Origin of the sequence: Delftia sp. JD2 (genome assembly GCF_001682645.1) — a bacterium.
In the GTDB taxonomy this organism is placed as follows: Bacteria; Pseudomonadota; Gammaproteobacteria; order Burkholderiales; family Burkholderiaceae_C; genus Comamonas; species Comamonas acidovorans.
On the sequence record NZ_LFJT01000053.1, the window covers coordinates 1 to 13483 of the forward strand.

Sequence of the window (13483 nt, forward strand, 5' to 3'; positions counted from 1 at the left end):
CGGCCTCGGCCGCCGTGGCTTCGCGCACCCAGCCCACGATGTCGGACAGCTCGGCCGGGTTGCGCATGGGCTGCCAGCCTTCGGTACGCGCCGGGTCGGCCGGCAGGTCGGCATCCGCGGGGGCGGCCAGATAGGTCTGGCGCGTGCTGTGCAGCAGCGCGGCGGCCAGCGAGGCCAGTTGCTGCTCGTGCGCCAGGTTCAGGCCCTGGGAATTGGCGCGGGCCTGCCCTGCCTTGTCTCCCTGCTGCGCGAACAGATCGGCCGGCAGCGCAATGCGCGGGTGGGGGGCGCCCAGCCGGCCTTCGTTGCGCGCGATCTTCATCACCTCGTCCACCGGGTCGGCCACCAGGTCGGAGACCGGCACGGAGGCATCGCCGATGCGGTTCACGAACGAGGTATTGGCACCGTTCTCCAGCAGGCGGCGCACCAGATAGGCCAGCAGCGTCTCATGGCTGCCCACGGGCGCATAGATGCGGCAGGGGCGGGCCAGCTTGCCTTCGGAGGCCGGGCCCGTCACCTGTGCGTACAGCGGCTCGCCCATGCCGTGCAGGCACTGGAACTCGTACTGGCCGCTGTAGTAGCTGCCGCCCACGGCCTGGGCCAGGTGGTAGATGCTGGCCAGGGTCTGCGCGTTGTGCGTGGCGAACTGGGGGTAGATGGCATCGGGCGCATCCAGCAGCTTGCGCGCGCAGGCCAGGTAGCTCACATCGGTATAGACCTTGCGCGTATAGACGGGGTAGCCGGCCTGGCCGCCTTCCTGGGCGCGCTTGATCTCGCTGTCCCAGTAGGCGCCCTTGACCAGGCGCACCATCAGGCGACGGCGGCTGCGGCGGGCCAGGTCCACCAGGTAGTCCAGCACCTGCGGACAGCGCTTCTGGTAGGCCTGGACCACAAAGCCTATGCCGTTCCAGCCCTTGAGCGAGGGCGCGGCACACAAGGCCTCCAGCAGGTCCAGCGACAGCTCCAGCCGGTCGGCCTCTTCGGCGTCGATGTTCATGCCGATGTCGTACTGCTTGGCCAGCTCGGCCAGCTGTAGCACGCGCGGCAGCAGCTCGGTCATCACGCGCTCGTACTGCGCGCGGCTGTAGCGCGGGTGCAGGGCCGACAGCTTGATGGAGATGCCCGGCCCCTCGAAGATGCCGCGCCCGTTGGAGGCCGCGCCAATCGCGTGGATGGCCTGCTCGTAGGCCTGCAGGTAGCGCTGTGCGTCGGAATCGGTGGCGGCCGCCTCGCCCAGCATGTCGTAGCTGTAGCGAAAGCCCTGTTTTTCATAGGCGCGGCTGTTGGCCAGCGCCTCGGCAATGTCCTGGCCCGTCACGAACTGCTCGCCCATCAGCTTCATGGCGCGGTGCACGCCCTGGCGGATTAGCGGCTCGCCGCCCTTGCCGATCACGCGCGTCAGCGCCGACGACAGGTTCTTCTCGCTGCTCGTGGACGTGAGCTTGCCCGTCAGCACCAGGCCCCAGGCCGCCGCGTTGACGAACAGCGAGGGCGAGCGGCCCACATGGGCGCGCCAGTCGCCCTTGCTGATCTTGTCGCGGATCAGCGCATCGCGCGTGGCACGGTCGGGAATGCGCAGCAGCGCCTCGGCCAGGCACATCAGCGCCACGCCTTCCTGGCTGGACAGCGAGAACTCCTGCACCAGCGCCGCCACGCCGCTGCCGGCCGGCGCATCGCGCAGCCCCTGCACCAGCCGGGTCGCCAGCTCGCGGACCTTGTTGGCCTGCTGGGCATCCTGGGCACGTGCCAGCGGCAGCAGCACCGGCAGGCACTCGGGCTCCGGCCGGTGCCAGGCGGCCGTGATGGCAGCGCGCAACGGCGTCTGCGGGAGGATGGACTGGGCGAATTCCAGAAAAGGTTGTACCTCTTGGCCAGCGTTGGGTTGCGCCTCTTCGATCGCGACATCGCCAGGGCTGTCGCCTGCGCCTGCAAGCCGGATGGTGGTTGCGCCGCGCTCCAGCGCATCGACGTACTGGACGACGGCCTGTTTGATCAGCCAGTGCGGTGTGCGACCCATCTGCTGGGCTGCGACGCGGATGCGCTCGCGCAAGGCGTCGTCGACTTTGATGCCTACGGTGGTGGACATAATGGATTGGAAAGGGAAAGTGCTTTTTCGATGACTGGGGTGCAACCGGATTCGGCGTGATTTCACATGGGTTGCACCTTTTTTGATAGGGGGTAAACCCTTTATATTTACTCAGGCAAGCTGGGTCCCATGGAGCCCGTCCAGGCGGGCCGCTCTCACGGCTTCCCGGGTCGTCCTGCGGATGGCTCCAGCGCCTGCGCTTACTGGTAATGGATGGTGAACTCTGCGGAAGCGTTGGCGCTGCCGGGTACAACCCGGTCTTCCGTCTGCACGTAGCGTCCCTGCAGCGGAATCGAGAACGCCGTCTGCCCTTGGGGAACGTCGCCCGCCAACCATCGGCTGGTGTCGTCCGCTTCTGCGCCGAACCGCACCGGCTTGCCGTTGCTGAGGATTTGCGCGGCAATGCCTCGTGCCGTGGAGGTCCTGTTCAGCGTGAGGTTGGAGGACGTGTTGTTGCGGTCGGTCACATCGGTCAGTGTCACGTACACCTGCGTTGCGGTCCCTGTATCGCCGCCCGAGCAGTCCAGCTGAATGTTCTGTTCCTCGCTGCTGGCGCTGGTGGCTCCCACGCCACCGGACGACCTTATGAGCACGGCGCCCATGTCGAACCTTATTTCTTTCACCCTGACCTTGCAGGTAGGAACGCGGGGACGAATGACGACCGGGCCCGCGAAACGAAAATCGACCAGCAATTGTCCGGTCGCATCATTGGCACGGGATTGAGCGAATGAGCCAGATAATGTGCCCCCACTGGAGATGGGGCCCGTTTTGATTAATTCGATATCATAATAAAAGCTCGCTTCATTCCAATTGCCACTTGTCTTTGGAACTGTTGAGTAGACCAAAAAAGGGAACGGAATTGTGAAGGCGCTTAATTTTAACTTGATATTCTTGATGGTTCCAGGGGCTGCATAAAGACCATTTTCATGAGGGCCGATGCCTGTGAGGTAGTCTTCTATTCCAGGAATACATTCAAACTGTGGATTCTTGGATTCTGGGATTTTATTGGTAAGTTTCAACGGGCCGCTGTATTTGTAGATGGTGCTTCCAATGTCGTAGTCACCAGGTGCGAATTCGGGAACTGTCATGCCGGAGAGTTCTGCCGTAAAGTACGGCAAGCCGTCGCTGGTGTTCAATTTGCACAAGGCCCATGTTGAAGGGGTAGTCAAGGCCCAAGTCAATGGAATAAATGAACTTTTGAGGATGCGAAGTGCATTTTTCACGGAGTTTCCTTTCGAGCATCGGGTAAGGTCTGCCCAATGCACGCATGAACGTTGGTTCCCCAAAGGCTCAGAAGTATCAGACCGTGCTACTGATAGCTCATCGTGAATGTGGCCGCACCATTGGCCTTGCCCGGCGTCACCTGGGGAGCGGTGTTCAGATGGCGGGCCTTCAAGGGAATATCCAGTTTGCCGTGCCAGAATACGGCGCTGCCTGCAAACCACTGGTTGGTATTGCCTACAGCTCTGCGAAGTGGTGCTCACGGGCGTGGAAGACGAAAAATGCACATTTCCCAAAAGAAGATTGATAGGGGGCGGATACACGGCAGGTGAGCACCTGAGGGGTAATTCTTAATGGTGTGCTTATTTGAAAATAGACCAAGAGTTGGCCAGAATTGCTGCCGGCACGGTATTGCATATTGAACCGCTCATTTTTTCAATCTGCGGCGCAGCCGAGCCGCCGGTTGCAGCCGTCAAACGGCAAGCAGGCGTGGCAGCACGAGCCAATGACTGCAAGAGTGCGTTGTGTACGGTACGGCCGCACAGTGCTGCGTGCCGCTGGCGCGTAAAAGGGCACTATCGAAATGCTTGTCGGTTGCCGCACCATGTGGCGTTTCCTGGGCTAGCGCGAACCCTCTTTTGGGAAGAGGGTTCGCCTCAGATTCAGGTCTTGTCAGCCGCCTTCAAGGCGCTGATCTTCAGGCTGGGCTGCAGGATGGCCAGCGGACGGTCAGCCCGCAGGGTTTGCTGCGGCGGCTTGTGCTTGCCGGTGCCTGCGTCGTGCCCTGCCGCCACGGGAGTTCTGCCCGTGTTGCTGGTGACTGGCACCGTGGTGGGCAAGGCGCTGATCTTGACGCTCATGCGCAGGCCGTCCAGGTTGCGCTCCAGCTTCAGTGCCTGCTGGCTGTCGCTCGGCTGTGTGGCACGAGCGGGCAGCACTGCCGCCGCAGTGACTGCCGGGGCGCTGGCGACTACCGTGGCCGGTGCCGTTGCTGCCGTACGTTCCTGGGTCATGCCGGCCAGAGCCACGGCCGACGCAGCGTTGGAGGCCGGGGCGCCTGCCACGGCTGTCTTGGCATTGGTGGTTGCGGTTGAGGTTGCCGCGGTCTTGCCCGGCTTGGCCGATGCCACGTCGGTGGCCGCAGGCAGCAGCTTATTGCTGGCCACACAGGGCAGTTCCAGGCTTTGCGGCGGCTGGTAGGTGGTGCTGCGCTTTCTTTCAGGCAGGGTATAGGAGAGGTTGCAGCCCACCATGCCGGTGTCCGTCTTCCACTGCACCTGCAGCTCGCCCTGGTCTGACAGCCCGCGCGCCAGCAGCTTGCCGGCCTGGCCGATCACGCCTAGTTCCTTGCCGTCCATGTCCAGCACGCTGGCGCCAAAGGGCACAGGCATGTTGCCTGCCTGCCGCGCGCGGATCACGGCCGAGCGGCCATAGGCTGTCTTGAACACCAGCAGTGGCACGGCGCCGGCCAGCGGCGCGACGTGCTGGCTGGTTTCCTTGAGTTCCACGTCCGTCGACAGGCCCTTGGGATCGATGGAGACCTCGTTCATCGAGAACGGCGTCAGATACGGGACGACGGCATAGCCCCGGCTGTCCACCTTCACGCCGGGCGCGTTGTTGATGCGCGCGCCTTCCGCGTTCTTGGCCTCCACGATGGCAAAGGTGTCAGATACCGATTGCGACAGCGTCACGCCGCCCGGGTGGGCCACGATGGCGCCACGCGCGCCTACCGAGAACTGCTGGTAGCCGCTGCTGGCGCTGACGCTGCCGCTGAGTTCGGTCTGCGATGCGCGGTAGGTGGCGTTGGCGCTGGCACTGGTGCTGCTGCCATTCATGCCACCGGTGTTGTGGTTGGCGCTGAGGCCGTAGGAGATGGCGTTGTCGTCGCCCAGCAGCCCGGACAGGTTGGCCTGGGCCTGCACGCGGCCGCGCGAGTCGCGGTTGGTATTGGTGGAGAGCATCATGCCGCGCTCCATGCTGAGCGGAATCGACAGGCCCACGTGCAGGAACGTGTTGGACTGTCCCCAGGCATCACGCTGGCGCGCCGCAGAGAGGTTGTAGGAGATGTTGCGGAACGAGTTGCTGTAGCCAATGGCGTAGTCGACGTTGGAGCCCTGGCGGTTCCAGTACTTGGCAGTGGACGCCGTGAGGCTGAGACTGCCTCCCCCGGGGCCAAACTGCTGGCCCATGACCAGAGAGGCGCGGTTGCGAGGCCGGTACAGGTCCGTGGAGGGCCGTAGCAGATTGGCCTGATCCCGTGCGCGCATGGCGTCGTTGAGGCCGAAGAATCCGTTGGTGGAGTAGCGATAGGCGGCAATGGCCACGTGGGTGCCGGTCTGCGCAAAGGACTTGGCGTAGCTGGCACGCAAGCTCTGTCCGGAAAAGGAGCCGTCATTGGGAATGCTGGTGGAGGCGTGCGTGATGTCTGCACCAAAGGCACCCCAGGGCGTGGTGAGCGCCGCGCCAATCATGGGCGAGATATGGCCCTTTGCCACGGACACACCGCCGTAGCCGGTCAGCATGTTGGTGAAGCCGTGCTGCCAGGTCGCCTGCGAGAACAGCGGTGAGGTATTGGGCAGGTGGCGCACCACGCCCGCCGTGAGGCTGTAGCGGTCCTGCCCCTCGCGCAGCGACAGCGGCACGGCCGCGTAGGGCACGGCAAAGCTGCGCACGGCGCCATTGGCCTCGGTAATGCTGACTTGCAGGTCGCCACCGTAGCCCGTGGGGTAGAGGTCGTTGATGACGAAGGCGCCGGGCGCCACCGTGGTTTCGTAGAGCTTGATGCCGTTCTGCGTGATGGTGACTCGGGCATTGGTGTTGGCCACGCCGCGCACCACGGGCGCGTAGCCGCGCTGGGAGTCGGGCAGCATGCGGTCGTCACTGTTCAAGCGTATGCCGCGAAACGAGGTGGAGTCCATCAGGTCGCCACCCGTGTAGGTGTCGCCCAGTATGAGCTGGGAAGACCAGTCGGCAATGTCGCGCTGTGCGTAGGTGGAGATGTTCTGGTAGTTGCCCCGTCCAGTGTCCGCCCAGCTGAAGGAGCCGTTGTGCCGGAAATGCCAGCGGTCGATGTTGACGCCGCCGTTCAGGCCCAGGTAGCTCTGCGTGGTGTTTTCTGCGTTGCTGGAGCGCCCGTGGTAGGTGTTGAACTGGTAGCCGAGCAGGCCGACAGGCACGCCGGCGCTCCATTGGTCGGGGCTGACATAGCCGCGCACCGAGCGGCGCAGCGAGGCCTGGGGCACGCTCAGGTCCAGTCGCTGCTTGCCGAAATCGAAACTGGTCAAGGCGCCTGCAACGATCTGGTCCAGACGGTTGCAGCCACCGTCGGCCACCAGCTTCAAGGCGGCCTCGGGCGGCAGGCGCGAGAGGTCGATGCCCACCTTCTCCAGCAGTGCTTTGTCCAGGCAGGGCAGCGCGTCCTGCGAACCAGCCAGTGCCTTGAACTGCACTTCGCTGCGGCCAACCCAGTTGCCGTTGATGTAGATGTCGGGGCTGTAGTTGCCGGGCGTGACCACGTTGGCGCGCGAGTAGCGCGAGACGTCAATGGTCTGCTTGCCGGTGTTCAGAAAGCTGGGGTCGAAGTCGACGGCAGCCGGCGTGGGCTGCCACTGGCCGGTGGACGTGGAGGTCGTGACTTCCTTGACCTGCTGTCCCTGCTGGGCCTCGGACTGCCAACAGACCAGCACGGAGAGCAGCAGCGCATGGCCGGGCTTCAGTTGGAAATATCCGGCAGGGCCTTGGCCTGGCCCCGGCATTGTTCCTTTTCCTTGCCTTGTATGCCGGCTTTTGATTCCCTTTTCTGAATCTGGAAAGACTGGCCTGATCATTTGCTTATCTCCTAATGCTGTGCGCCCGATGCAAAGCGAACGGCCAAGGCCGATGTGCCAGTCCCGGTAAAGAGACCGATGCCGTTTCGCCGGGTATTAACGCTGGGTATCGGTGTGCTGGCCGGGCTGAAAATGCAGTGGCATTAGATAATCAGGCCGGAGAGAACGGGGGATTCGCGTGGCTTTGCTCGCATTGCCCTGTTTATTGGGCGGAATTGCCAATTCTGGCTTCGTGGTTGAGACTGGCGCCCCAATCATTGATGCTGCTGAACATCACCGTGGCACCGGTCGCACCAGCCATATTGGCACCCGCAGGTTCCTTGATTGGGAAGGCGGCCACCTGACCGGGAAGAACGGGTCCGACGCCTGCCTCGAAGGATTTGCCGTTGAGCTGCAATTCAACGCCAGCCACATTGACCACAAAGGCGCTGGGATTGCGTGCTTTCAACACAGGCTGGTTTTTGGCGTCAACGCCTGCCGACCATTGAAGCTGGGCAGGAGCCTCCTGGGCATTGCCGGGCAGATTGCCGGGCCGGTACATGAGCTTGACGCGTGTGCGAAAGGCGAACTGGAGATTGTTGGAGTCGCCTTCCATTTCCGCCTTGGGCGGGACGTCCAGCACGTTGAGCCAGAACAGGGATTCCTTGTCAGCAGGCAGTGCTTCGCCCGAATAGATGATGCGCAACGTCTGGCTCTTGCCCGCCTCGATGCGCATGATGGTGGGCGTGATGACGAAGGGAACGTCGATGTTCTCAGGCGATTCCTGGTTGTTGCCCTTGTCCAGCCAGGTCTGCACCAGGGCAGGTTTGCTGCCTTCGTTGGTGAGCTGGATGGTGGCTTCCTTCTCGCCACTGGGGAATATGATGCGCGTGCCCGTCAATGTCACGCTGGCCTGTGCCGCCGTTCCAAGAAGAAGGGACAACAGGATGGCAGCAAGCCCATATGAACGTTTGATCGTCAGCATCGGAGAACTCTCTGGGTTTTGAGCGAAAGAATGGGGCCAGGCCCATGTCGGGAAAGCAGAAGACACGGCATATCGACCACTGCAAGGCGGCCGATATGCCTGAAAGTCAGTGATTACTGATAGACCAGCGAGTAGGTCACCGAGGTGTCGGTACGGCCTGCGGTCACGGGGCCGGTGGCCACGTATTCGGAGGCGAAACGCATGATGGCCCGGCCATTGCCACCGACCTTGTTGTCGATGTCCACAAAGCGCGATTGGGCGGAACCGATCTTCAGGCGCTCGTTGTTGCTGGGATCCACGATGGCGATCTGGACACCGGAGGCCACGGTGGGCGCACCAGTACCGCTGGCCGCTGCGGGCTTGAGCATGCCGGTGACCAGGTCCACGTTGGGGCCGGCTTCGAAGAACACGGCTACCTTGGAGACGGGTGCTGTGGAGGTGGCGGTGGCCAGCTCACAGCCGCTGAGTTCCAGCGAGAACGCCTGGCGGCCGACCGTGGCACCCACAGTGGCCAGCTGGTTGTTCGCCACGTTGGGCAGCTTCACGCCGTCCTTGGCGGCGCCGGCGACCGTGGTGTCCACCTTGCAGGTGGTGGTGACCACCTCGCCCGTGAAGTTGATGGTGCCGTCTGCTGCTTGAGCGGTGTTCATGGCCATCATGACCAGGCCGGCAACCGATGTCAGCAATGCGATCTTTTTCATGGGTATTCCCTCGAGTTGAAGAGATAAATGAAATTCCAGCAGCGATGAATGCGCTGGTGGAATAAGAGAGTGTGTGAATGGTTGAGTGGTTAATAAATCATCAGTGTTCCATGTTCACCTCATCAATCCAATGGTTGGTAACTGTCAGCATGGTCAAGGGTTTGCAAGGGGTGCGATCATGCTGGAATAGGTGGTGGCGCTGACATGGAGAAATTGTTCGGATGAGGGAGCGTTGGCGAGGGATGGGCGAGGTTTGTTTCTCTGGCATGTTTGAAGTTGAATTGTTCAAATACACCAGTGCCCAATGGCGCGGATGGGGTGCAGGAGAGAATCTGTCAAAGAAAAAGGCGAAACAAAAACCTGTTCTTTGGGTATGTGATGGATTCTAGGTGTGCACCGCCGCTATATGAAATAGGGCGCATTCTGATAATTGATGCTTGATCTAGGAATAGTCCTAGATTTGCTCTGTCGAATGGGGAAAAGAGGGTGCACAGCCCGCCTGCGCCGGGCGGTTGGCTGTGCTGAGGGTGATGGTGTCTGCGGGGGGAGCGCGGGTCCCGCAGATCAGGAGGGGCCGATGGGGTAGTCGAAGGCGAAGGCGCAGGCCTGCAAGGGCTGCACCGGCCCTCGGTCCTGTGGATCAGGGGCGCTGGGTCAGCAGGTACTGCGCCATTTCGGCAAAGCCGTCTCCACGCTCGGCCTGGGTGACGTGGCGAGGCAGGTGCTTGAGCTGGGGCACGAAGCGCGCGATGTTGGCCACGCCCAGGCTGTGGGGCATGTGCTCGAACATGAGCTGGTCGTTGGTGGAGTCGCCGATGTAGATCCAGCGGTCCAGCGTGGCGTCGAGGTCGATGTCGAACAGCGTGCGCAGGATCCAGCGCGCGCCTTCGAGCTTGTTGTGCGCGCCAAACCAGCCGTTGATGTGGATGGAGCTGACGGTGGCGTTCATGCCCGCCGCCTTCATGATGGCCACGCAGCGGTCAATGTCCTGCTGGGGCATCTGGGTGAATTCGCTGTGGTCCACGGCAATGTCGCATTCGCGGCCCGCCGAGTCGGTGGCGCGCAGCGCCCCGGGCACGGTGGCCTCGATCTCGGCCAGCACCTGCTGCATGCGCGCGTAGTTGGCGGTGCGCGTGGCCTCGTCCTGCTGGTAGAGCTTGTCCAGCCCGCCCTGCGCATTGCGCCGCAGTGCCACGGCGCCGTTCTCGGCCACGATGGCATCCACAGGCCAGGCCTGGGCAAAAGGCTCGCTCCAGCCCACGGGCCTGCCCGTGATCGGCACCACGCGCAGGCCGGACTGCTTGAGCCGGGCGATGGCATCGACGACATGGTCCGGCACCACGCCCTCGGTGGTCAGGGTGTCGTCGATGTCGGTGAGAATGCCGAGCGGCGATGCGGGAGGTGTCCAGAGGGACAGCGGCTGGAGGGTTGTAGGCACGGTCGTCAAAATGCAAAAAGCCGCCCGGGGCGGCTTGTAAAAGGGCAGCGTTTGCGCGCACGGACCGTGCGCGCAAGGGCTCCATCCTACTGCCTGGCGAATTCGACGATGGCCTTGTAGAACTTGTCGGAGCCGTCCTTGGGGTTGTCTGGGGACAGCTCCATGCGGTTGACGCCGTGTTCGGCTGCGCCCTTGAAGCGCTGGTTGATCACCGAGAAGTAGTAGGGGCTGATGAAGGTGGCGCCTGCGTCATAGTGGGCCTTCAGCGCGGCCAGGTGCGTTCCGTCAAGTTTCCATTGCTGCGGATTGAACTCGGGCGCGCCGTAGCCGCTGCCGATCTGGTGCTGCTTCATGAAACCGCGCAGCCAGTCGCTGTTTGTGGCGCCGCCGTACATGTTCAGGCCCTGCTTCCAAGGTGCCTTGCCATCCAGGGTCTGGGTGGAGGCGAACAGCTGCGGATTCCACGAGGGGTTCACATCGGGAATGATTTGGTGGGAGTACAGCTTGGCTGCGGGCAGGCCCGCCTTGAGGGCGCGCTCATGGAAGGTCTTCAAAAAATTGAAGACTTGAGATTCTCGATAGTGGTTCCAGTCACGTGCCAGAGGGTTGTAGTAGACGTCCTGCAATGGGGGAGGCATGTCCAGCCATGAGCGAACGCCCTTGCGCTCCAGCGCCGTAAAGGCTGGCATCCAACCAAGCCGCCGAGGCTCCAATCCGGGTGGTGGGCTGCTTTGATCCCGTGGCACCACCACGAAATCCACATCAGCCATTTTGTAGCGCCGCCCTTTGGATAGGACCACTACTTGGGCCACATGAGGACCGGGCTTCAGTTTGCTGAAGTCAATGTCGCGCCGAAAACCGGTGTTGGGGTTTGTGATTTCATCGACGGCACGGTAGACATCCAAGCGATTGAGGCTGCGGGCCATGGGTCCGACAAGCTTGCCATCCACATAAAGGTTGATTTTATCCACGATCTGTGCGGGATCCCAGAGCCATCCTGCAACAGGCAGGGTGCCGTCGGCATATGCGTCGTAGTGCTCGCCGAAGGAGCCGAGTTTCTCTTTCCGAATATCCTTGGAGGGGGCAGGGATGACATCGAAGGACGCGTAGTCCAAGCCGGTCTGCGCCTTGAATCGTTGAATGTCCCGGTAGTGTGTGCGGAGCCATTGTCGGAAGCCTTCTATCGATTCCGGGCTGTAGTCCGTCACACGGATGTCACTATAGGTGCCCATTCCATTCTCGAAGTCTGGAAACATATGGTGAAGCTCACCGGCCAACGTATAGGCCACGATGCGATTTTGCACGGGCAGAGGCAGTTCCTGGATTTTTTTTGCCACATGCTCAAGTGCCTTGAAGCGATAGTGGTTGACAGGAATTTCCGGATTTGTCGCAAGTGTATAGGGCAGGATGCTGTAGCCGAAGTAGTCCAACTGCAACGGCTTGCCATCACGCAACTGCATCAGATTCTCGGGAGTCTTGCGCAGGTCCTCTACGATGGGCCCTAATGAATCGAAATGGTCGGCCGCAAAATAAACAACGACGGGGCGTGGAATCTTTCGGATGACGTTCAGGAAACTGTCAACCTTGGAGTCATCAATTTCCCAGCCCTTTCCCGTGCGGTGATATAGGTCGAGCAGTTGCAGGGTTGCCGTGTAGCCAATTTGAACAGAGCCTTTGGGGCCACCCGGTTCCAGTGTATCGAGGAGACGCGTGACGGCCGTGGCACCATCCATGCCGCGTTTGCGGCAGAACGCATAGGCCTCTTTGAGGGTCCGGATCTTCTTGTCTGCAACGGCCTCATCGCACAAATATACGCCCTCGACGGTGGGTGCGATAATCAAGGGCTGATCGGATGGCCTTGCAGCAGTTCCTGCCTGTGAAAAATTGGCCGTGGCAAACATCACCAGTCCCACCAAGTTCAGCGCGGAAAGATGGAATGATTTTGGTGAAATACGGGTTGGGGTCATTTGGGAAGACGCAGGAATTGCAGAGGCTTGAGTTATGATAAAAAGCAGGGACTCTTAAAAGATGCCCCTGGCCTCATTCATGATTTTCTGGATTATATTTTTCCAGCGTGTAGGGGAGTATCTGGGGAGAACTACTGTCGCGAGTTGGAGATTCGATGAAAGAGGAAGTTCCTGCTGTCAAGCGCCTTTGCGTGAGGAGAATCCGAACCAGGTGGAGACTTTTTTCTTGAATATCTGATAGAGCGGATATTCAACGAAGCGGTAGCAAAGCCAGGAAAATACCAGTGTGGCTAATATGCTTGCAAGAGCCCAGATGGTATTGGGAATTCGCACGGGTGATTTGAAATAGATGATGCTCATCGCAACGAGCACCATGATATGGCTGAGATATATGCTGTATGAGGCATCTCCCAGGGATTGCAACAATTTCCACGGGGTGATGTTTTTTCGCTCAAACTCCATGGCGCAGGCCACAAGACAGCAGGAGAACCCACCGAAAAGAACGGCTCTTTCTCCGGCGTGGAAAAATCCGGCCATCCCGCTGGCGTTCAAATTCCCATGAATTTGATAGAAGTATGCGGCAGCTAGAAAGGCAATGGCAGCAGTCGCCCAGATAGAGATATATTGCTGTGGCCGTCGACGGACGAATTCCGATAGCAGAAAGCCTGCGATGAACTCCACGACAAGCGGAGATGCGTAGAAGGGAATCAGCAGGCTCGCCTTGGCCTTCTCTTCATTTTGAGGGAGGTACATCCCGTTCTTGTACAGCCAGACATTGAAAATGATGATGCCAAGGCCACAGATCCCTAGGATCTTTGCCGCATGGCGTCTTTGCCAGAGGACAATCAAGGCAACGACGACATAGAAATACAGCTCAAAACTCAGCGTCCAAGTAATGGGAAGAAGGTAGAGCATTAAATCCTGAGGCCACAGGAAGAAAGATCCCAACAGGCTTGTCTGAGGCTTGATATTTTGGAAATGCCATGCAGCGATGAGGTAAACAAAGAAAAATGGCCACCAGCCAATGTAGATTCGGCCAAATCGCTGCGTTAAAAAACGTGCGAATGAATGCCATCCGGGTTTTAGATTCCTCGTGGTTTCAGCCATTATCAGTCCGCTGATTACGAAGAATAAATCAACCCCAGCAAAACCCAGTCGAGTGACCGCTTCTGGCAATATTGTCAGTGTGAATGGCGTCACGGGTGGACTCATGTGGTGGAGTACCACCCAGAATGCGGCAAAGAATCGCAAAGTTTGCACGTTTTTTAACATTGGGGTT

At 60.6% G+C, this 13483-nt stretch carries 8 protein-coding genes; all 8 read right to left on the minus strand.

The annotated features are described in order from the left end of the window. Positions 1 to 2089, minus strand: a 2089-nt coding sequence (locus tag ACM14_RS23175; RefSeq protein WP_175403298.1) for a proline dehydrogenase family protein, incomplete at its 3' end; no start/stop codon positions are given. Positions 2090 to 2286: 197 nt separating this feature from the next. Continuing rightward, the gene (locus ACM14_RS23180) at positions 2287 to 3309 is read right to left on the minus strand and encodes a fimbrial protein (RefSeq protein ID WP_084027429.1); all 1023 of its coding nucleotides are present in this window, start codon (positions 3307 to 3309) and stop codon (positions 2287 to 2289) included. A 660-nt stretch (positions 3310 to 3969) separates the two neighbouring features. After that, positions 3970 to 7062, minus strand: a complete 3093-nt coding sequence (locus tag ACM14_RS23185; RefSeq protein WP_065347421.1) for a fimbria/pilus outer membrane usher protein — start codon at positions 7060 to 7062, stop codon at positions 3970 to 3972. 274 nt (positions 7063 to 7336) lie between these two features. Beyond that, complete coding sequence (locus ACM14_RS23190; protein ID WP_065347422.1) at positions 7337 to 8098, minus strand: molecular chaperone; 762 nt, start codon at positions 8096 to 8098, stop codon at positions 7337 to 7339. Positions 8099 to 8211: 113 nt separating this feature from the next. Further along, positions 8212 to 8799: a fimbrial protein gene (locus ACM14_RS23195; protein ID WP_013800427.1), complete on the minus strand. Its 588-nt coding sequence runs from the start codon at positions 8797 to 8799 to the stop codon at positions 8212 to 8214. A gap of 640 nt (positions 8800 to 9439) precedes the next feature. Further along, positions 9440 to 10237, minus strand: coding sequence for an HAD-IIB family hydrolase (locus tag ACM14_RS23200; protein ID WP_043820300.1), 798 nt, complete (start codon positions 10235 to 10237; stop codon positions 9440 to 9442). Positions 10238 to 10323: 86 nt separating this feature from the next. Further along, positions 10324 to 12138 (minus strand): hypothetical protein, encoded by a 1815-nt coding sequence (locus tag ACM14_RS23205; RefSeq protein WP_065347436.1) that lies wholly within the window; start codon positions 12136 to 12138, stop codon positions 10324 to 10326. A gap of 243 nt (positions 12139 to 12381) precedes the next feature. Next, a complete protein-coding gene (locus ACM14_RS23210) occupies positions 12382 to 13476 on the minus strand; it encodes an acyltransferase (protein ID WP_065347423.1) in 1095 nt (364 codons plus the stop codon). Between the last annotated feature and the right edge of the window lie 7 nt (positions 13477 to 13483).

Bases quoted from the DNA above. Each gene is read 5' to 3' on its own strand.
- ACM14_RS23185 (WP_065347421.1), bottom strand. From the start codon at position 7,062: ATGCCGGGGCCAGGCCAAGGCCCTGCCGGATATTTCCAACTGAAGCCC.
- ACM14_RS23190 (WP_065347422.1), bottom strand. From the start codon at position 8,098: ATGCTGACGATCAAACGTTCATATGGGCTTGCTGCCATCCTGTTGTCC.
- ACM14_RS23195 (WP_013800427.1), bottom strand. From the start codon at position 8,799: ATGAAAAAGATCGCATTGCTGACATCGGTTGCCGGCCTGGTCATGATG.
- ACM14_RS23205 (WP_065347436.1), bottom strand. From the start codon at position 12,138: ATGTTTGCCACGGCCAATTTTTCACAGGCAGGAACTGCTGCAAGGCCA.
- ACM14_RS23210 (WP_065347423.1), bottom strand. From the start codon at position 13,476: ATGTTAAAAAACGTGCAAACTTTGCGATTCTTTGCCGCATTCTGGGTG.